The sequence below is a fragment of the Winogradskya consettensis genome (assembly GCF_018332715.1).
Classification (GTDB): domain Bacteria; phylum Actinomycetota; class Actinomycetes; order Mycobacteriales; family Micromonosporaceae; genus Actinoplanes; species Actinoplanes consettensis.
In genome coordinates, this window is record NZ_BOQP01000030.1 from 126,914 (window position 1) to 146,687 (window position 19,774).

At 69.6% G+C, this 19,774-nt stretch carries 12 protein-coding genes; 8 read left to right on the top strand and 4 right to left on the bottom strand.

All coding sequences use genetic code 11. The features are described from left to right. Positions 1–4 precede the first annotated feature (4 nt). From Aco04nite_RS27270 to Aco04nite_RS27295, 6 genes are all read left to right on the top strand, one after another. Positions 5–1,117 carry a DegT/DnrJ/EryC1/StrS family aminotransferase gene (locus Aco04nite_RS27270; protein WP_213000099.1) on the top strand — a complete coding sequence of 371 codons (1,113 nt, stop codon included), beginning with the start codon at positions 5–7 and terminating at the stop codon, positions 1,115–1,117. Between the two features lie 584 nt (positions 1,118–1,701). After that, positions 1,702–2,301, top strand: a complete 600-nt coding sequence (locus Aco04nite_RS49725; RefSeq protein WP_280519386.1) for an acyltransferase — start codon at positions 1,702–1,704, stop codon at positions 2,299–2,301. Further along, positions 2,298–2,900, top strand: a complete 603-nt coding sequence (locus Aco04nite_RS27280; protein ID WP_213000101.1) for a sugar transferase — start codon at positions 2,298–2,300, stop codon at positions 2,898–2,900. Before Aco04nite_RS49725 ends, Aco04nite_RS27280 begins: the two co-directional genes overlap by 4 nt. After that, entirely contained in the window at positions 2,897–6,016 is a 3,120-nt protein-coding gene (gene murJ, locus Aco04nite_RS27285) for a murein biosynthesis integral membrane protein MurJ (RefSeq protein WP_213000102.1), read from the top strand. Before Aco04nite_RS27280 ends, murJ begins: the two co-directional genes overlap by 4 nt. Further along, positions 6,013–7,272: a glycosyltransferase family 4 protein gene (locus Aco04nite_RS27290; RefSeq protein ID WP_213000103.1), complete on the top strand. Its 1,260-nt coding sequence runs from the start codon at positions 6,013–6,015 to the stop codon at positions 7,270–7,272. Before murJ ends, Aco04nite_RS27290 begins: the two co-directional genes overlap by 4 nt. Then, positions 7,269–9,290, top strand: a complete 2,022-nt coding sequence (locus Aco04nite_RS27295; protein WP_213000104.1) for a P-loop NTPase — start codon at positions 7,269–7,271, stop codon at positions 9,288–9,290. The genes Aco04nite_RS27290 and Aco04nite_RS27295 overlap by 4 nt, the downstream gene beginning before the upstream one ends. Here the strand turns inward: Aco04nite_RS27295 and Aco04nite_RS27300 are convergent. Together Aco04nite_RS27300 and Aco04nite_RS27305 are read right to left on the bottom strand one after the other, a co-directional pair. Beyond that, the gene (locus Aco04nite_RS27300) at positions 9,285–10,346 is read right to left on the bottom strand and encodes a glycoside hydrolase family 5 protein (RefSeq protein ID WP_213000105.1); all 1,062 of its coding nucleotides are present in this window, start codon (positions 10,344–10,346) and stop codon (positions 9,285–9,287) included. The two genes, Aco04nite_RS27295 and Aco04nite_RS27300, sit on opposite strands and share 6 nt — an antisense overlap. A 129-nt stretch (positions 10,347–10,475) precedes the next feature. Further along, positions 10,476–11,282, bottom strand: coding sequence for an SDR family oxidoreductase (locus Aco04nite_RS27305; RefSeq protein WP_213000106.1), 807 nt, complete (start codon positions 11,280–11,282; stop codon positions 10,476–10,478). Positions 11,283–11,797: 515 nt separating this feature from the next. Between Aco04nite_RS27305 and Aco04nite_RS27310 the strand changes: the two genes are divergently transcribed. Both Aco04nite_RS27310 and Aco04nite_RS27315 read left to right on the top strand, forming a co-directional pair. Beyond that, positions 11,798–12,214 carry a hypothetical protein gene (locus tag Aco04nite_RS27310; protein ID WP_213000107.1) on the top strand — a complete coding sequence of 139 codons (417 nt, stop codon included), beginning with the start codon at positions 11,798–11,800 and terminating at the stop codon, positions 12,212–12,214. Positions 12,215–12,240: 26 nt separating this feature from the next. Continuing rightward, positions 12,241–12,927, top strand: a complete 687-nt coding sequence (locus Aco04nite_RS27315; protein WP_213000108.1) for a class I SAM-dependent methyltransferase — start codon at positions 12,241–12,243, stop codon at positions 12,925–12,927. On the opposite strand, the gene Aco04nite_RS27320 is transcribed toward Aco04nite_RS27315, so the two are convergent. After that, positions 12,872–13,639: an endonuclease/exonuclease/phosphatase family protein gene (locus Aco04nite_RS27320; RefSeq protein WP_213000109.1), complete on the bottom strand. Its 768-nt coding sequence runs from the start codon at positions 13,637–13,639 to the stop codon at positions 12,872–12,874. The genes Aco04nite_RS27315 and Aco04nite_RS27320 overlap by 56 nt on opposite strands. 642 nt (positions 13,640–14,281) lie before the next feature. Then, positions 14,282–19,678, bottom strand: coding sequence for a pullulanase-type alpha-1,6-glucosidase (pulA, locus tag Aco04nite_RS27325; RefSeq protein ID WP_244876336.1), 5,397 nt, complete (start codon positions 19,676–19,678; stop codon positions 14,282–14,284). Positions 19,679–19,774: the final 96 nt, after the last annotated feature.

Genomic DNA, 19,774 nt, shown 5'->3' on the forward strand with positions numbered 1-19,774 from the left:
ACGCATGCAGACCGTCGTTCCCTTCACCGACCTGGGTGCCATGGCCCGCGAGATCTGGCCCGGCATCGAGAAGGAATTCACCGAGGCGCTGCTCACCGGCCGCTACATCGGGGGCGAACCGGTGGCGCAGTTCGAACGCCGGTGGGCCGCGTACTGCGGCACCACCCACGCGGTCGGCGTCGCCAACGGCACCGACGCCCTGGAACTCACCCTGCTCGCACTCGGCATCGGCCCCGGCGACGAGGTGGTCGTCCCGTCCAACACCTTCATCGCCACCGCCGCGGCGGTCGTCCGGGCCGGAGCCACCCCCGTCTTCACCGACGTCGACCCGGACACCCTGCTGCTCACACCGCAGCACCTCACCGCCGCCCTCACCCCCCGGACCCGGGCCGTCATGGTGGTTCACCTCTACGGCAACATCGCCGACCTGGCCGCCCTGGAAGCGGTCGCGAACACCGCCGGCATCCACCTCATCGAGGACGCCGCCCAGGCCCACGGCGCCGAACGCGACGGCCACCGAGCCGGCTCCCGGGGCACCGCAGCCTGCTTCAGCTTCTACCCGGGCAAGAACCTCGGCGCCCTCGGCGACGCCGGCGCGGTCGTCACCTCCGACCCGGCCCTCGCCGAACGCATCCGAGCCCTCGCCAACCACGGCCGCACCAACGGCTCAGCCCACTACGAACACGACTACATAGGTACGAACAGCCGCCTCGACACCCTGCAGGCCATCGCCCTCACTGCCAAACTCGACCACCTCGACGCCTGGACCGACGCCCGCATCGACCTGGCCGCCGTCTACCGCAAACGCCTCACCGGCACAGAAGTACGCCTCACCGCCCTCGACGACGGCGTCCGGCACGCCTACCACCTGATGGTCGTACGCGTCCCCGACCGCGACAAGGTCCGCCAAGCCCTGAGCCACCTAGGCATCCAGACCGGCATCCACTACCCACTCCCCTGCCACTCACAACCACCACTACGCCGGTACGCAACAGGCCCGCTCCCGGTCTGCGAACAGGCCGCCAAGGAACAGTTCTCCCTCCCGATCTACCCGCACATGACGCTCGACCAGGTCGACCTCGTCTGCGAAGCACTCATCGAAGCGGTGGCCTCATGACCCCGGAACCCGGCCACACAGACACGGGCCGCCCAGACACGGGCCGCCCAGACACGGGCCGCGCAGACACGGGCCGCGCAGACACGGGCCGCGCAGACACGGGCCGCGCAGATACCGGCCGGGCCGGGGCTTGGCCTGACCGGATCGGGGCCGGGACAGGCTCGGCCGAACCGGCCGGGTCTGAGACAGACCGTGCCAGAGACATGATCGACCGCTCGCAGACCGGGACGGGCCGGATCGACCGGACCGGGCCTGATCGCTCCGGCGCCGACCGCTCCGATACTGGGGCGGGGCGGGCCGAGACCAGGGCGGGCCGGGTGGGGACCGACCGAACCGGGACGAACGCGGGCTGGGTCGGCGCTACCCGGGCTCAGTCCGACCGGGCTGGGACCGACCGGGCTGGGACCGACCGGGCTGGGACCGACCGGGCTGGGACCGACCGGGCTGGGGCGGATTGGGCTGGGACCGACCGGGCTGGGCCGAATTGGGCTGGGCAGGGGTGGGTCACCGATGAGGGGGTCCGGATCGGATATCCGGCCGGGCGTGGTCCCGGGCGCGGGCTGCAGCTGGGGCGCGATGCCCGGTTGCGCAGCGGGACCGTGCTCTACGACGGCTCGAAGATCGGCGCGAACCTCGAGACCGGCCATGGTGTGGTCATCCGCGAGGAGTGCATCATCGGTGAGCACGTCAGCGTGTGGAGCAACACCGTCGTCGACTACGGCTGCCGGATCGGTAACCGGGTGAAAATCCACGCGAACTGTTATATCGCTCAGTTCACGTGGCTGGAGGATGACGCGTTCCTCGCCCCCGGGGTCACGATCGCAAACGACCTCTACCCGGGTGACACCCGCTCGGCGCAGCTGATGAGCGGCCCGCACATCGGGGCCGGCGCTCAGATCGGCGTCAACGTGACGATCCTGCCGTTCGTCCACATCGGCGCCGGCGCGATGATCGGCTCCGGCTCGGTGGTCACCCGCGACATCCCGGCAGGCATGGTCGCCTACGGCAACCCCGCTGTGCCGCACCGGCGCGTGACCGATCTCCCGGAGATCGGTCAGCGCGTCGCCGACCTGAGCGAGAGAGCACCGCTCACTCCGTCGTCGTCCGCCCCTCAGAGAGCACCGCTCGCGGAAAGGGCACCGCACGAACAGAGAGCACCGCTCACCGAGAGGACCGGGCGATGAAGCGTGCCCTCGACCTGGTCCTGGCGGGTGCCGGCCTGATCGTGCTCTCACCGCTGCTACTGGTGCTCTGGGCCGTGGTCCGGATCGGCTCGCCCGGCCCGGCCGTCTTCCGCCAGGAACGGCTCGGGCTGCACGAGAAGCCGTTCACGATGCTCAAGTTCCGGTCCATGACCACCGGGGCGGGCGATGCCATTCACCGCGCGTACGTGAGTCAGATGCTGATGGCAGGCGACCGGGCCGAGCCCACCGCGGGTCTTTACAAGCTGGAGGGTGACCCCCGCGTCACCCGGCTCGGCGCCTGGCTGCGCCGGACCAGCCTGGACGAGCTCCCGCAGCTGGTCAACGTCGTCCGCGGTGAGATGTCCCTGGTCGGGCCACGGCCGTCGCTGGCGTGGGAGGCCGCGCTGTTCACCGACGAGCAGCGGACCCGGTTCGCCACCCGCCCCGGCCTGACCGGGCTGTGGCAGGTGAGTGGGCGGGCACGGCTGACCATGCCGCAGGCGCTCGCCCTGGACGTCGAGTACGTACGGCGGCAGAGCCTGTGGCTGGATCTGACGATCCTGGCGCGGACCCTGCCCGCGCTGCGCCGCACGGCATGACCACGACCACCACCTCACCCGGCGCCGGCGCCGGCGCCGGCGTCACCGAGGGGCCCGACGTGGGTCTCGCCGCACCCACGGAGGCCGTCGGCGACTCGATGACGGTCGCCGCCTGGACGATCATCAGCCGGATCACCGGCGTCGTGCGGGGCGTGGTCATCGCCGCGGTGCTGGGCGTGACCGTGTTCGCCAACACCTACCAGTTCACGAACTCGCTGCCCAACCTCGTCTTCTACGGCTTCCTCGGCGGCTCGATGCTGTCGTCGCTGCTCATCCCGGCGCTGGTCGCCCATGTGGACAGCGGCGACCGGCGGGCCGCCGAGCGGGTCGCGGGCGGGTTTCTCGGCATGGTCGCCGCCGGTGCGGCGGTGGCCGTGCCCCTCGCGGCGCTGGCCGCCCCGGCGGCACTGCACGCGGCGGAGGTGGGCGGTCAGGGCACCACCGCGGTGCTGCTGGTCCTGCTCCTGCTGCCGCAGATCCCGCTGTACGGCCTGGTCGCCACGGCGGGGGCGGCGATGAACGCACACGGGCGGTTCGCGCTCGCGGCGGCAGCACCCGCGCTGGAGAATGTCGGGACCATAGCCGTCCTGGCGGCCGTAGCACTGCTCTACCCCGGCATCACTGCTCTCCCACAACCGCCGGGCGGAGCCCTGCTCCTGCTCGGTCTCGGCACGACCGGATCGGTGGCCCTCCACGCGGCTGCCCAGTGGTACGGCGCCCAGCGAGCCGGTGTCCGGCTACGGCCCCGCCGCGGGTGGCGGGACCCGGAGGTACGCCGGGTCCTGGCCCGCGCCCTCCCGTCCCTGGGGCAGGCCGCGCTCGCTGCGGCGCAGTTGCTGGTGCTACTCGTGCTCGCCAACCGGGTCGCCGGCGGCGTGGTCGCATTCCAGCTCGCCATGAACTTCTACTTCCTGCCGATCGCCCTGGCGGCGACCCCGGTCGCGCTGACCCTGGCACCACGGCTGGCCCGGATGCGCGGACCGGGCAACGGTGCGATGTTCCGCGACACGTTCCTGCGGGGACTGGCCTTCGCGTTGTTCGTCGCGGTACCCGCAGCAGTGGGCTATGTGGCGATCTCCGGACCGATCGCGCGGGCCATGGCGTACGGCGGGTTCGGCAACGACACCGGGACCGGCCTCATCGCCGCGGCCCTCGCGACCCTCGCGGTGGGGGTGGCCGGCGAGGCGGCGTTCCTGGTCGCGACATATGCGTGCTACGCCCGGGAGGACACGCGTACGCCGCTGCGGGCGATGGTGCTCCAGCTCGCCGTCTGCCTGGCGGTGGCGTCACTGGCGCCGTTCACCTCGGGCGCCGCCGTCCTGGCGATCCTCGGCGCCGCACTGTCGGCGGGCACTGTCGTCAGCTCCGCGTACCTGGTCGGCAAACTCCTCCACGGCCTGCCGCCGGGTGACGAGCCGCTGCTCCGGCCGCTCGGACGGATCCTCGGCATCGCCGCGCTGATGCTCGCACCAGCGCACGTGGCCGGCGCCGTCGTCATCCGCCATGTCGGCGGCGGGATCGGAGGGCTCCTCGGAGTCACGGCAGGCGGCGTCGCCGGTGCGGTCCTCTACCTCGGACTCCAGGCCACGGCCCGCGCCCCCGAGCTGAAGTGGGTCCGAGGCTCCCTGCGAAGCAAACTCGGCTCCTCCCGGGGGGCCGCGGCGCCCGGGGCAACCGGGGCCGAAGCCGGGGCCGCGGCTGGCAGGCAACCGCGACGAGTGCGGCGGCCCGGGAATTCATCGCGTGTACTTATCAATCTGGCGCTATTGATGCTTTGCGCGGGAATGGGGGCGCTGCTCGGGCGCGAACCGTTGCTCGCCGTCGGCGTGGTCGCTGCCGTGGGGCTCGGCACCTGGATCGTGCTGCGGCCGGCCGTGGCGGCGTACCTCATCATTGCGCTGACGCCGATCACCGCCGGGATCGACCGTGGCACCCTGCTCCCGGTCCTACGGCCCAATGAAGCGCTCTGCGTCTTCGCCGGGGCGGCTCTGCTGGTGCGGTATCTGCTGAATGTGCGGACCGGGTCGGTGCGGCTGGTCCGGATCAACCGCATCGACCTGGTCCTGCTGGGGCTCGCGGTGTGCAGCTCCGTCGTCCCGCTGCTGATGATGGTGGCGCGGCACCGCGAGATCACCGGCGACGATCTGCAGCACGCGATCGTGCTGTGGAAGTACCTCGCGGTCTATCTCATCGTCCGCTTCAGCATCGCGGACCGGCACCAGGCCTACGTGTGCCTGGTGCTGTCCATGGGCGCGGCGGTCGTCGTGTGTGTGATCGGCATCCTGCAGTCACTGGACCTGTTCGGCGTACCCAAATTGCTCGGCACTCTGTGGGCGCCCTTCGGGGTGGAACGCACCCTCGCGATCGGCCGGGGCAGCTCGACCCTCGCCCTCGCGGCGGCGGTCGCCGACCTCGCCATCCTCAACCTCGCCATCGCGGTGGGGTTGTTGCTGCACGGCAACAGGCACCGCGTCCTCCTGGCCGGCGTGATCGCCGTCTGCACCTTCGGCGCGCTCGGCGCCGGGGAGTTCTCCACGATCCTCGGCCTCGTCGTCGCGATGGGCGCGCTGATCGTGGTCTCGAGGGCCACCCGGATCATCGGGTACGCGCTGCCGCTCCTCATGGCCGGCGCGGTGGTGATGTGGCCGGTGATCGAGACCAGGCTGGCCGGATTCCAGAGCGCGTCCGGGCTGCCCGAGAGCTGGATCGTCCGCTACCACAACCTGAGCACGTACTTCCTGCCCGACCTGAGCGCGCACGGCAACTGGGCGACCGGGGTCCGGCCGTCCGCGAGGGTCCCCGCCGCGCACGAGGAGTTCGGCTGGGTGTGGATCGAGAGCGGCTACGTGTGGCTCCTCTGGGGCGGCGGTCTCCCGTTGCTCGGCGCGTACCTGTGGTTCGTGGTCGTGACCGTGCGGCGCGCGAGTGCGGCAGCCCGCCGTGCCACCGGCGTGGTCGCGACGATCGGCCTGGCCATCGCGGCGGTCGTCACCGCGAACGCGGTCCTGATGATCTTCGACCCGCACCTGACCTACCGCGGCGCGGCCGACGCCCTGTTCGGCCTGCTGGCGCTGCTCCGCGTGCTCGAACACCGACCTGAACAGGTGGAGTCATGAGGGTTCTGCTGATGGTGGAGAACGTCTCCCTCGCCCGCGACCACCGGCTGCGCAAGCACGCTGCCGCGCTGGTCGAGGCCGGCATGCAGGTCACTGTCATCTGCCGGCGAGACCCGGGCAACAAGACCGTGCCGGGGGTACGCGTCCTCGACTACGAACCGCCCCGCGACGGCACGTCCAAACTCGGATTCCTCTGGGAGTACGGCTACTCGCTCGCGATGGCCGGCCTGCTCACCGTGCGAGCACTGCTCTCGGGCGGGATCGATGTTCTCCAAGTTTCCAGTACCCCGGACATCTACTTCCTGATCGCCCGGCCGCTGAAACTGCTCGGACGCCGGGTGGTCTTCGACTTCAAGGACCTCTCCCCCGAGATCTACGCCGCCCGCTACCACACCCGCGAAGGCCTGATGTACGCGCTGCTGCAACGCCTCGAGCACGCGAGCCTCCGCGCGGCCGATCACGTGGTCGCGGTCAACGAATCGGTACGCGAGGTCGCGATGCGCCGGGGCGGCGTACCCGCTGACGCGGTCACGGTCGTCGGCAACGGCCCCCGGCTGTCCGAGCTGAACGGCGGCGGCACGGTCCGGCCCGAGCTGCGCCGTGGCAGGGAACACCTCTGTGTCCTGGTCGGGATGATGGGTCCGCAGGACAGCATCGACCTCGCCATCGAGGCGATCGCTTACCTGGTCCACGGCCTCGGCCGCACCGACACCGCGTACACGTTCGTCGGCGTGGGCGACGCCGTTCCGGACCTCGTCCGCCTCGTCGAACGGCACGGGCTGGAACCATGGGTCTCGTTCCCCGGCTGGGCCGAGCAGGCGGAGGTCTTCGACTACCTGGCCACCGCGGACCTGGGCCTCGAACCGAACCTCGAGGAGTTCGTCACGCCCGTCAAGGCCATGGAGTACATGGCCTTCGGACTGCCGTTCGTCGCGTTCGACGTCACGGAGACCCGGCTGATCGCATCCGGAGTCCCGACTCATCTTTCACCGACCGGCCGCACGCCGGGGAAGGACGCCGCCGGCGTTGTCTCGGTGGAGGGGGCTGCCGGGTTGGTGCCGGCCGGGGATGTGAAGGCGTTCGCTTCGCTCATCGATGCGTTGCTGACTGATCCCGTACGCCGGGAGCGGCTGGGCGCCGCGGGGCGGCGGGCCGTGGTGGAGAAGCTCGCCTGGGAGCACCAGGCGAGGAAGTACCTGACTGTGTTCAACCGGCCGGTGGGGGCCGATGTTCTGCCCAGGGAGGCAAGAGCGTGACGAGTGGGGGTCCGGCGCGGCTGATCCGCGTACACGGATGGTGGATCGTCCTGGTGACGGTTCTGGTGATGGCGGGCGCGTACGCGGTGGCGAGCAACGCGCCCATCGAGTACCGGTCCGCGGCGATCGTGGTGGTGGAGTCCCGGGTCCGGGCGAACACCACACCGGTGGCGCCCGACATGGGCACCGAGAAGCAGCTGGCGCAGTCTGGGCTGGTGGTGGACCCGGCAGCCAAACAGCTCGGGATCGGCCCGGGCGAGATGGCCGAGGGCCTGGTGGTCAGCGTGGCCCCGGACGCGAACGTGCTGACGTTCGCTTACACCGACGCGGAGCCGGGTGCGGCGCAACGGCGGGCGCAGCGGCTCGCCGAGGCGTACGTGGAATACCGGAACTCCGACGAGGCCAAGAGCAAGGGCGCGGCCCAGGCACAACAGGCGACCCTGGTGACCGACGCATGGCTACCGTCCCTGCCGGAGGAACGACCTGTCTATCTGGACCTGGCACTGGGCCTGGTGATCGGGCTGCTGCTCGGTGTCGGCACGGCCCTGCTGCGGGACCGGCTCAGCGACCGGCTCCGTGGTCGCGACGACCTGGCGAAGCTGCTCGGTTCACCGGTCCTCGCCACGATCCCCCGCGAACGCCGGTGGCGCCGCGGTGACCGGACCAGGCCGGTGCTGCTGCGCGACCCCTCGTCCCCGGCAGCGGAGGCGTTCCGTTATCTCCGCTCGCGCCTGCGGCCCGTACTGCAGGACAGCACGACGATCCTCGTGACCAGCGCCGACGGCCGCGAAGGGCGCACGACCACGGCAGCGAACCTGGCGGTCGCACTCGCCCAGGCCGGTCGCACCGTCATCCTGGTCGACGCCGACCTTCGCCACCCCGGCGTGGCCACGGCGTTCGGGGTGACCTCCGGAGCTCGTGCGTCCGAGGTCCACGGCAGGGACGTCCGCGCTGACGCTCACGACTTCGACGGCGCTGGCTTGAGAACCGCAGCCTTGTCCGGGAACCCAGCCTCAGGGCACGCCGGCCTCACCGACGACCGGGACCAGCGGGTCGGCCCCACCGATCACCCGGGCAAGGCGCGTGCCAGCCTCGCCGTGGGTCCGGGCCCGGCGCCTGCTGGCCTCACCGAGGGTGCGGGCTTGGGGCGTGTCGGCCTTACCGAGGGTGCGGGCCTGGGGCTTGTCGGCCTTACCGAGGGTGCGGGCCTGGGGCTTGTCGGCCTTACCGAGGGTGCGGGCCTGGGGCTTGTCGGCCTTACCGATGTCCTCGCCGAGAACGCCGATCTGCTTGCGGCACTGCGTGACAGCCCGGTGCCGAGGCTGCGGTTGCTCACGGCGGGCCGGCATGCCGAGGCGGCGGCGGATCTGCTGGGCGGTACGCAGCTGAGGCGGATTCTGCGTACCCTGCGCTCCCGCTGCGACGTGGTGGTGCTCGACTGCTCGCCGGTGCTGACGGTCTCGGATGCGATCGTGCTCGCGGCGGCGAGCGATCACATCCTGCTCGTCGGTGATCTGCGTCGCTCCACACGCAAGGCGGTAACGCGGGCGCTCGCGGAGCTCGCGGCGGGCGCGGAGGGTGAGGTCAGCGGGGTACTGCTCAACGCACCACGTAGCGCCGGCGGACTGGCACCGCAGGGCCGTGACACCAGACCGGTCGAGGCCGTCACCGTTCCGGGCGCCCGGAACGCCGGCGCGGCGGTGGACGACACGGCGTCGATCCCCGTCGTGGTAGACCCGATCTCACCGGCCCCGACCTCGACCGTCTACGGCTCCTCCAACGCGGGCACCCTGGCCGGCCCGTCAAAGCTGGACCCTTCGAACGGCTCGTCATCCGGCACGCCACACGCCTCGCGGGCCGGAACCACCATCAGCGGATCGTCCGGCACGTCGCCGCACGGCTTACTGGCCGGCACCACGAACGGTGGGTCGAACGGCGCCCTGCCCGGTGAGGCCACCGCCAACCTGAACCCGGCGTGGTACGTGCCGGGCCAGCGTGGGGACGGGCCGCCCCTATGACGCGGCGAGCCGGCGTCGCACGCCCACACCCCACCGCGACGTCGGCTCGCCGCCCCAGTCCTCGACCAGCGACCAGCAGTCCGGCCAGGGATTCCAGCTCCAGGCCGCGTACCCGGCGGCGTGATCGTCGAGCCAGTCCAGCGTGGAATCCGCGAACCCGCCCTTACGGACGGCGGAACGGGGGCAGTCGGCGTCGACCCCGTCGGCGCCGACCGTCAGCGTCGGCCCGACCTCGCCCGCGAATACCGGAACCCGATCGGTGAGCTGGTCGAGCTCCCGCCGGAAACAGTCCTGCCCGGTACAATATTCGTTGAACGAATAGGTGTGCCATGAGGCCGCGAGCTGATTCTCGGGGTCAACCGGCCGGTATTTCGCCCATTGGGTAAGACTTTCCGCCCAATGGATACCGCCTGCCAACAGCGGCACCCGTGACCCGGTCCGGCGCACGGCGGCGATCAACTCGGTCATTCCCGCCGCGACATAGGGTTCACCGGTGTTGACCGAGGTCTGCGTGCAACCTCCGTCGCGCCAGCATGACCAGGCCCGGTCACTGTTCGTTTCCGCGTACGGAAATGGCTCGTTGAAAAGGTCGAAGATGACGGCCTGGGCCGGGAAGTCCTGGGCGACCGACTGCCAGAATGCCGGGCTGTGCTCGCGGTCGGGCATGGGTTCCTGCTCGCGTGGGACGCCATCGCCGGGAGCGCTGCGGTGCAGGTCAAGGACGGCGACCATCCCGTGCCGGTTGAGGCGGTCGACGAAGGTCCGGATCTGATCCCGGTATGCGGCACCGGAGAATTCCCTGGGGACCGACGGCAGTCCGAGCCAGCATTGCTCGTTGAGCGGCACCCGCACCACGGAGGCGTGCCACTCCCCCATCGCCGCGACGACCTTCTCGGAGGGCGCTCGCCCGTCCTCGGTGTCGAAGAAACCATCACCCTCGACGCATGAATACTCGGCACCGGAATGGTTGAATCCGCGTAGTTTCAGCTCCTGCCCGTCCACATCGATGAACCTGTTGCCGTCGATGTGGACGGGCTTCGCGGGGCCTCGCTCCACGGACTCCGAAGATTCACACCCACTCAGGACAGTCGCGACCAGAACGACGGCAACCGCCGCCCGGGGAATTCGCACACCCCTCAGTCTGCCGGTTTTCCGGCGCGATGCTGTCCCCCATCCGACCGATCCCTACCGGAAGTCCCCGGCGTGGTCGCGGACCCATTCCCCGAATTCGACGGGCGGGCGGCCGAGCACGTTTTCGGCGGTTTTCGTCGCCGGGGAGCCACCTTCGGCCGCCTCGCGGATGAAGTGCAGGATCGCCTCGACGTTCTCCGCGGTCTCGAAACGGCCGAAGTGCGCGCGGGCCTGGCTCTCCGAGAGCTCCTCCACCCGGAGGCCGGGGCCGATCGCTGCCACCTGCTCGCGTTGGGAGATCAGGCGAGGTCCGGTAAGTAGGCTACTTACCTCGCTGCTCGCAGTACCTAACAAGGCGGCCGTCGCCACCGCGGCGATGTCACGCTCGTGGATCGGCGCCGTCATGGCGTCGGGGTGGACGAGGCGGACAACCCCCTCAGAGCGGATGGACCTCGCCCAGTTGAGGGCATTGCTCGCCAGGACCAGGGGACGGATCGGTATCACCGACTCGAAGGCCTGCTCGACCGCGCGGTGCTGTTCCGCGATCGCGTTGCCGGTGGCGGTGGGAAGCAGGACGCTGCCGGAGCTGAGCAGCACAACACGGTCGAGGCCCCGGAATGCGGCCGCCTGGGTGGAAGTGAGGTGCTCAGGTGCGTACAGAAACACTTTGCTGATGCCGTCAAGGGCCGCCCGGACGGTCTCGGGTCTGGCGAGGTCCGACTCCACGACGGACACGGCGGCCGGCAGAACGGCCTTGTGCATGGAGCGAACCGAGGCGCGAACGGGCTCACCGGCGGTCAGGAGATGGTCGACGACATGGCGGCCGACACTGCCGCGGGCTCCGATAACCAGGGTGGTCATGGGGTAGGTCTCCGGTCTGGGAAACGGCCCCCGAGGGCGTGGCACACACGACGACAGCGCTCCTCGGCGCGTCACGGGGCCACTGTGGTGACACACGAAGCGTTCCGACGCAGCACTTCGTGCGATTCCACGGTAACACCGTGTCCGCGGCGATGGCGGCCGCGGCGAAATGTGTGATTTTGGCCCCGAAAGCTAAAGTCGGCGGTCATGCTGGGGACATGCTGCGTCCGGTCCTCGCCGCACTGACGGCCTGCACCATCCTCGCGTCGCCCGCCCCTGCACAAGCCTCTCGTTCGGCCAGGCCGACCTTTCCGGATGCCCCGGCATCCTCGCGAGTGCTGCAGTCCTCCCCAGTTCTGCAGCCCTTGCGAACGCTGGCATCCTCGGCGCTGACGTCTTCGGCGCTGCCGTCTTCGGCGCTGACGTTTGTCGCGCTGGGATCTTCGGGTGCAGCTCTTACGGAGCGGGCCGCTTCTTCCGCTTACGGTGGACGGATCAGCCGTAACCAGACCATCGTGCGGGCGGCGGACTGGCTGCGCCGCGACATCCCGTACTCACAGAGCAACAGCGACGCGCGCTGGGACCTGAACCGGGGACGCCGTTACCGCCCCGACTGCTCGGGCATGGTCTCCATGGCGTGGGCGCTCGACCCGACGGGCATCGGCCGCGCGCTCGTCACCTGGGAACTGCCGACGGTGTCGTCCCGTATCGGCTGGCGCGACCTGCGCCGCGGCGACATCCTGCTGCGCCTGGTGCCCGGCAACCGCGCCCTCGAACACGTCCAGCTGGTCCAGGCCTGGGCCAACCCGGCACACACCCGAGCCTGGATCATCGAACAGAGCGGCACCGCCACCGACATGCGCCGCCGCGTCGTGACGATCTCCGCGATCCGCGCCGCCTACGCCCCGTACCGCTACAACCGGATCAGCTGACTCCCGGCGCCGTTACGGTACGACACATGCTTCCTTACTGGGAGAACGCTGGCGCCACGAAGACCTTCACCCACCCCGTGCATCACCCCTGGCTCGACGCGGTGTCCCGCGACGCCAGGATTCTCGACTACGGATGCGGCTACGGCCGAGCCATGGCGGAGCTGAGCGACCATGGCTTCACCGACCTGACGGGTGCGGACCCGTCGATCGCCCTCCTCACCCGCGGCCGCCTGGCAAGACCCGACTTCCGCTTCAGCCTCCTGGATTCTCCGCCATTCCTCCCGTACGCCGACAGCAGCTTCGACGTGGTTCTCCTCTTCGCCGTCCTGACCTGTGTCCCCGCCGACAAGGACCAGCAGGCGCTCATCGCGGAACTGCACCGCGTCCTTGTCCCCGGAGGCCTGCTGTACGTCAGCGACGTGCTTCTGCAGAACGATGACCGCAACCGCGCCCGGTACGGCGCCGCGTCCCAGACTCCGTACGGCGTGTTCGCCACCGACGACGGCGCGGTCTGCCGGCACCACGACCTCGCCGCCCTACGGGCGTTGCTGTCCAGCAGTACGTCTCATCCTGCCGGCGCCGGCAGCGCCGAGAGCGGCAGCTTCGAGCCGGTGGACGAGCGTCGCATAGAGGTCGCCACCATGAACGGCCGCTGGGTCAGCGGTGTGCAGCTACTGGTCCGGCGTCCTGGAGGAGGCGCGCCCCGGCCGTAACGGTGAGATCGGCGCGTACCGGTCGGTGGTCCGATCCCAGCGACCGGACCACCGCTGCATTCGTCACGGCAACGCCCGGACCAGCCAGGATATGGTCGATCTGGGCGACAGGCCGGTGGGCCGGCCAGGAACGCCCACGCAAGGCCGGACGATAGGGGCCGGCGAGGTAGACCGTGGGACGGCACATGTTGAGATCGCCCGCGATCACCGTGGGAACCGAGGAGCCCTCCAGACCGGCCAGCAGGCGCCGAAGCTGAGCAGGCCCGTGCACGAGCCGATGGGTCAGGTGAGCGACGGCTACCCGCAGCAGCCTGCCGTCCGCGGTCCGGACCTCCGCGGTCAGTGCACGGCGCTCGCCGATCACATCACCTCGTGCCGCACCGAGAGGGATCGTGCCGAGACTGTGCCACGGCAGCCGGCTCATGATCGCGATGCCCCATGCCCCGGGCTCGGTCGCACCGGCACCCCCGGCCACTCCCAGCTCTTTGAGCGTTCGGCCGGAGATCATGTCGATCTCGGCGTAGGAGTCGTACCCGCAGTCGGCGGCGGCCTGCGCGGCCAAGCTGATGGTGCCCGCGCTCAGCGGGCGCCAGTTCTCCTGGACCACCACGATGTCGGTGTCCAACTCGGCGATGGCAGCCTTCACCGAGTACGGATTGTCCTCGTGATCCAGGCCGCCGTGCAGGTTCAGACTCGCGAGACTCGTGCCCACGGCGTCACCTCCTCGGGGAATGTGCTCGGATGATCTATCGCGAGTTTGTCCCGGCAACCTGAGGAAAACCCCTGCCCAAGCTGTGTGAACGCGACCCAGATCACCGCATTCGCCACGGCGGGCACGTCTCGGTGAACTTCGTCAGCCGAACACCCACGACCAGGCCCTCACTGGCGAACCCACGAGGCCGCACCCCCATCCAGCCAGGACCCTCACGCAGCTACGCCCAACGCGGCCACGTTCCACGCGGCCATGCTCTTCCGAGCCGAATCCCATGCTGCCCGGCCACACGCAGCCGGGCGCCCGTCAAACCGAGCTGCGTGACCGATATCGGACGGGATCGACGCCGGTTCGCCGGACGCCGGTTCGCCGGACGCCGGTTCGCCGGACGCCGGTTCGCCGGACGCCGGTTCGCCTCACAGCCAGGCACCGCACAGCCAGGCACCGCACAGCCAGGCCGAGCACAGCAAGGCCGAGCAGTGGCAACGGTCGTCGCTGCGGCAGAAGTGGCTGGTGTGGCAGTTGGGGTATCGCTGGTTCACCAGGTCGCTGACGGCCGGCGGGTCCACGCGCACAGGCACTGCACGGGCACACCCCAGCAGCGCCGCGGCTGGCTGGGGTGTGCTGTCGTAGCTGGTGGCGTCAGCTTTGTACGAATACCGCTACCGAGCGGGCCGGGACTGTCAGGGTGCCGGTGGAGGGGGTGAAGGAGGCGGGGAGGTGCTGGAGGGGGTGCAAGGTGACCGAGGCTCCGCGTAGGGAGGGGTCGGTCTGGGTTGTGGGGGTGGGGGTGGCGTTGAAGACCACGGTTACCGATTTCCAGCGGGGGTCGACGCCTCGGCCGTCGAGTTTCATGGTGATGACGCCGGGGGTCTCGTTTTTGCCGGAGAGGGGGAAGGACATGCGTTTCTGGACCTCCGCCGCGGTGGGCAGGCCGAACACCGGGGACGAGTTGCGGATCTTGAGGAGTTCCTCGTAGCGGGTGTTGGCGAGGTTGATGGCGTCGCAGCCGGGCTTGAGGGCGGGGTCGGCGAGCAGCGGTTTCGCGTACACCCATTTGCTCTCGTTGTCGGCGGCCGGCGGCAGGCCCTTGCCGAAGCCGTTGCCCTGCTTGCAGTCCCAGTTGTTGCGGTTGAACCAGTCGCCGGAGTTGAAGGAGTTACGGTCCAGCGACTTGGAGCGCAGCAGTTCGCTGCCCGCGGTCGTAAAACTCGCGCCTTGGCCCAGGACCGTGGTGGCGAGGGCGACGGACTGCTGTTTCGCCCGGTCGGTGGCCGACGTCGATTGGGGAAGCTTGTACGCGAGAGCGTCGTACAGCACCTCGTTGTCGTGAGCGTCCACATAGGTTATTGCCTCGCCGGGCTCCGCTGTATATCCGGCCGGGGCGCCGTTGTAGTCGATCTGCGCGCCCGTGTGCACCGCGCCGTCCGTGGCGGTGAACGTGTAGCCGGCGAGGTTTCCGCTCAGACCGACCTTGATCAGGTCCTGGTAGTGCAGGAGACGTGCCTTCTGCTCGGCGGGAGCGCCGTTGACCGGGTCGCCGTTGGGATCGGTGTAGAGGCCTGAGCCGAAGCCCTGGACGCGCGGGTTGTCGTCGAACGGGCCGCCGCCGCGCACACCGTCACGGAGCCGGTCGTTGAACGTGCCGACGCCGGTGCCGGCCATGTTGGCCTGGGTCGCCTGGACGAAGCGGGCGTTGCCGGCCACTTCGCCGAAGTCCCAGCCCTCGCCGTACAAGTAGATGTTCTTGCCATCGACCCCGTCCTTGGCGAGGGTGAGCCGGTCGAGAGCGGCCCGCACGGCAAGGATGTTGGCTTTGGGGTGGTGTCCCATCAGGTCGAAGCGGAAGCCGTCGATCTTGTACGCCTTGGCCCAGGTGACGAGTGAGTCAACGACCAGCTTGCCCATCATCGTGTTCTCGGGGGCCGTGTTGGCGCAGCAGGTCGAGTTGGCGACCGTGCCGTCCTCAAGGAGCCGCTGATAGTAGCCGGGGACGATCTGGTCGAGCACCGAGTACTGGTCGGTGCCGGCGGCCGCGGTGTGGTTGTAGACGACGTCCATCACGACGCGCAGACCCGCGTTGTTGAGCCCCGCGACCATCTGCCGGAATTCCCTGGTGCGCGTGGCACCCTGTGGATCGGTCGCGTAGCCCCCTTCGGGTGTCGTGTAGTGCAGCGGGTCGTAGCCCCAGTTGTAGCCATCCTTGCCGGCCACCGCGCCGACGCACTTCTGCTGCTGGTCGGAGTCGGATGGCAGGGACGACAGGTCGCAGGCGGGTTGCTGCTGGTCCGCGCGGCGCTCCGGGGTGGACGCGAAGTCGAAGACCGGCAGCAGATGGACGTGGGTGGTGCCGGCGTCGGCCAGCTCTTTCAGATGCCGCATGCCCGGCGTCGACGGGTTCGTGAAGGCGCTGTAGGTGCCTTCGGGTGAGAAGTCGCGTACCGAAAGCTCGGTGATCTGGGTCTTGCCGGGCTTGGGCGCGGGTTTGCGCAGCGAGCTCCAGCCCGCCGGGGCCAGGGTGGCATCCGTGAGGTCGGCTATCTGACTGTGTGTGGAGTCCGCGGACAACGCGACCGAGTAGGGATCGGTGACGCTCGCGGTGACCACTTTCTGCTCCGCCGGTTGCCATGCGGTCACGCGGTAGCGGTAGTACTTACCTTTCCAGTCCTTGGTGCCCCGGACCGACCAGACGCCGGTCTGTGCGTCACGCCACATGGGTACGCCGCGCGCCGTCGCGGTCGGTGAGTCGAAGAGCTCCAAGCTCACGGATTGTGCGGTCGGTGCCCACACGGACAGTTTCGGCCGCCCCTCGGCGAAGACCGGCCCCAGTGCGGCGTTCGCCGCCGCGGCGTAGACATCGTCGAGTGCGCCCGCGATCTGCACACCGGTCGCGGCCAGCAGTTTGCCTGCCGCATCGCGTTCGGTGATCGCGACCTGCCCCTTGAGGAGCTCATGGATGTCGCCCCGGGGCAGTTTGAACGCGTTGTGCTGCCACAGGTGCGGGAACTTCAGGCGCTGCGCCTCGGTGAGCCCGTCACGCTGCGCGCTGAGGCGCAGGCTGTGCTGCGGCGCGGCCGGGTCGAGCCCGCCCTGCGACGCCCAGATCAGGTCGTAGACCCGCCCGTCCGTGCCCGCGCCGCTCGGCTCGAGGGTGCTGCCGACGCCCGTCTTCCAGGCGATCGTGGAGCGGTCGAGCCAGACCGCGGCCGACGTGGTCAGGTCGGTGGTGCCGCCACCGCCGGCTTTGAGCACCGGAGGCACCAATCTTTCGGGTACGCCCGACAGCACCCAGATCTCGTGCCCCGCCGTAGCGACGTCGAGGCGCTGGTCGTCGGGGAGGTCCTTGGTGTCGCCGTTGTGGATGATGTAGTTGAGCCCGGTCGCACCGGCGGCGAGCGGAACCCGGAACGTGACACCGAAGGAGTCGGTCGTCGAGGGTTGCAGCGGCGCTGCCCAGTCGGTCGGTTTCGCCGCGCCTTCCCACACATGCATGCCCCATCCGCTGTAGTCACCGTCGGTGCGGTGGTAGTGGATGACGGCCGTACCGTCGTCCTGCGGGGCGTCCGGAGCTTTCGTGCCGATCGCTGGATCGCCCTGCTTGAGCCAGATCTCAGGATTGACGGAGGGATCGAGAAACCGGTCCGCGGCCACGTCTTTCACCCCGTTCTTGTCCACCACGATGAAGCCGACGCTCTTGGCGCCGGGCTTGAGCTTCACCCAAGCGAACCGACCGTACGCGTCCTCGCCGACAAATTTTTGGCCCTGTGGATAACTCGTCTGCGAGGACTCGTCGATGTCGCCGAACGCGTACAGGTTCCAGTCGTCGTAGTCCCCGGCGGACCGTTGATAGTGGACGACGGCGTAGTCCGGGCCGGCCGTGATCGTGGGGGTGCCGACCTTGATCGCGCGGGTGGTGGACGCGCTACGGCCCTTGCCGTCCCGCACGGTTGCCCGATAGGTGACTTCCGTGCCGCCGGGCAGTCCGTCCAGGTCGTGGTGGACGCCGCCGAGCGACGTCGTGCCCAGGTTCTGCCAGCGGCCGTTGCCGACGCGGGCCTCGAAGGTGACCGTCGACAGCGGGTCACCGGTGGTCGTCGTGGTCAGGTCCGTACGAGTCGGCACCAGTGCGCCGGCGGATGGTGAGGTGATCTCGACGGTCGGCGCCGTGGTGGCTGCGGGAATCCTGGTGCCGGCCCGGTAGGCGACCGATGACAGCGCGGGCACGGTGATTGTCAGTTTGCCGTCAGCGCCGGCGACGGCCCGGCCGGCTCCGCCGTAGATACCTTGGAACGAGGATCCCGGCGTCCAGGTGTCCACCGTGACCGTCTGCGCGGTGGTCGCGTTGTTGACCGCCACCACGTATTCCCGTCGCTCGGACGGGTCGGCACGGGATGCGGCGAAGACGCCCGGGCCGTCGGCGGCGTACCGCGTGACCTGGATGCCGTCGCGCAGCGCGGGGTGGGACTTGCGCAGGGCGCCCAGCGTGGCGATCGTCCGGTAGAGCGGGTGCCCGGTCTCGTAGTTGTCCTGGGCATGGGTGCGGTCGGTGCCGATCAGGTCGTCGTCCAGGTAGTCCGCGGTTCTGCTGGCGAACAGGTCCTGACGGGCGTCCTTGTCGCCGCCGGGGCCGGTGAAGCCCTGCTCGTCGCCGGAGTAGACGACCGGCTGGCCCCGGGTCAGGAACATCAGCTCGTGGGCGAGCTCGTCGCGGCGCAGGTAGGTCGCCGGATCGGCGTCACCCGACTCGATGAACGACCCGATGCGACCCATGTCGTGGTTGCCGAGGAAGGTCGGTAGTTTTCCTGCCCCGGTGCTGGGCGTGGTGTAGAGGTCGTCCTTCGCGTACACATCGGCGAGGGCCTGTGCGGAGCCGCCCCCGGCGGTGAAAGTCTTCGCCGCGTCCTGGAAGGAGAAGTCAAGAGTCGCGGGCAGGCCGCCCTGACGCACGTAGGTGGACTCGACCTCCTGGTCCGCGCTGTAGACCTCACCGAACATGAAGAAGCCCGGCTTGCCGGCCTTCTTCGCGGCGTCCGCGATGCCCTGGGAGAACTGCGGCCAGAAGTCGAGGTCGGTGTGCTTGACCGTGTCGAGGCGGTACCCGTCGATCCCGGTGCTGCCGATCCAGTCCGCGTAGATCTTCGTCATGCCGCGGACGGCCTCGGGACGCTCGGTGAACAGGTCGTCCAGGCCGAAGAAGTCGCCGTACTCGCTGTTCTCGCCGGTGAACGTCGAGTCGCCCCGGTTGTGGTACATCAGCGGGTCGTTCAGCCAGGCCGGAACCTTGACGGCGCGGTCCGCGGGGTCGATGACCGGCGTGTAGGGGAACGACGAGGTGTTCATGGCCGGGAAGGCCCGGGTGCCGTCGGCGTAGTTCCGGTCCTCGAAGGCCCGGCCCTGCGCGTCGGTGTAGGGCTTGGCCGTCTTGTCGACGTATGCGTACTGGTTCTCGGCGTACTTGATGACGTCGGCGGTGTGGTTGACGATGATGTCCAGGTAGATCTTCATGCCGCGCCGGTGCGCGAGCTGCACGAGGCGCTTGAGGTCTGCGTTCGTGCCGAAATGCGGGTCGACCTGGGTGAAGTCGGTGATCCAGTAGCCGTGGTAACCGGCCGAGACGTCGGTGCCGCTGCCCTGCACGGGCCGGTTCTTGAAGATCGGCGCGAGCCAGATCGCGGTGGTGCCGAGCCCCTGGATGTAGTCGAGGCGGTCGATCACGCCCTGCAGGTCGCCGCCGTGGTAGAAGCCCTTGTCAGTGGGGTCGTACCCGGTTGAGAGCCGGTCTCCGTCGAGCCCGCCGAGGTTGTTCGCGGGGTCGCCGTCGGCCAGGCGGTCCGGGAGCGCGAAGTAGAACTGCTCGTTCGGGCTCGGCTTCGGGGCTGGTCGCGCCGATGCCTGGGCGGTGACGGCCGACGCTCGGGTGGCGTCGGCCGGGAGGCCCGACGCGGTCGCGGCCTGGGCGGCGGCGGGTATGCCCACGCCGAGAGTCAGGAAAGGTAACAGGGCGGCGAGCAGCAAGCGGCTCGCGCGGGAGAGCTCCACATCGAGGCCTTCCTATATGCGCGGACGACGCACGCTAACCCCGGCCGATTGTCCATGCAAGACTTTGCAAGCTCTGACTTGTCTTTACAACGCATC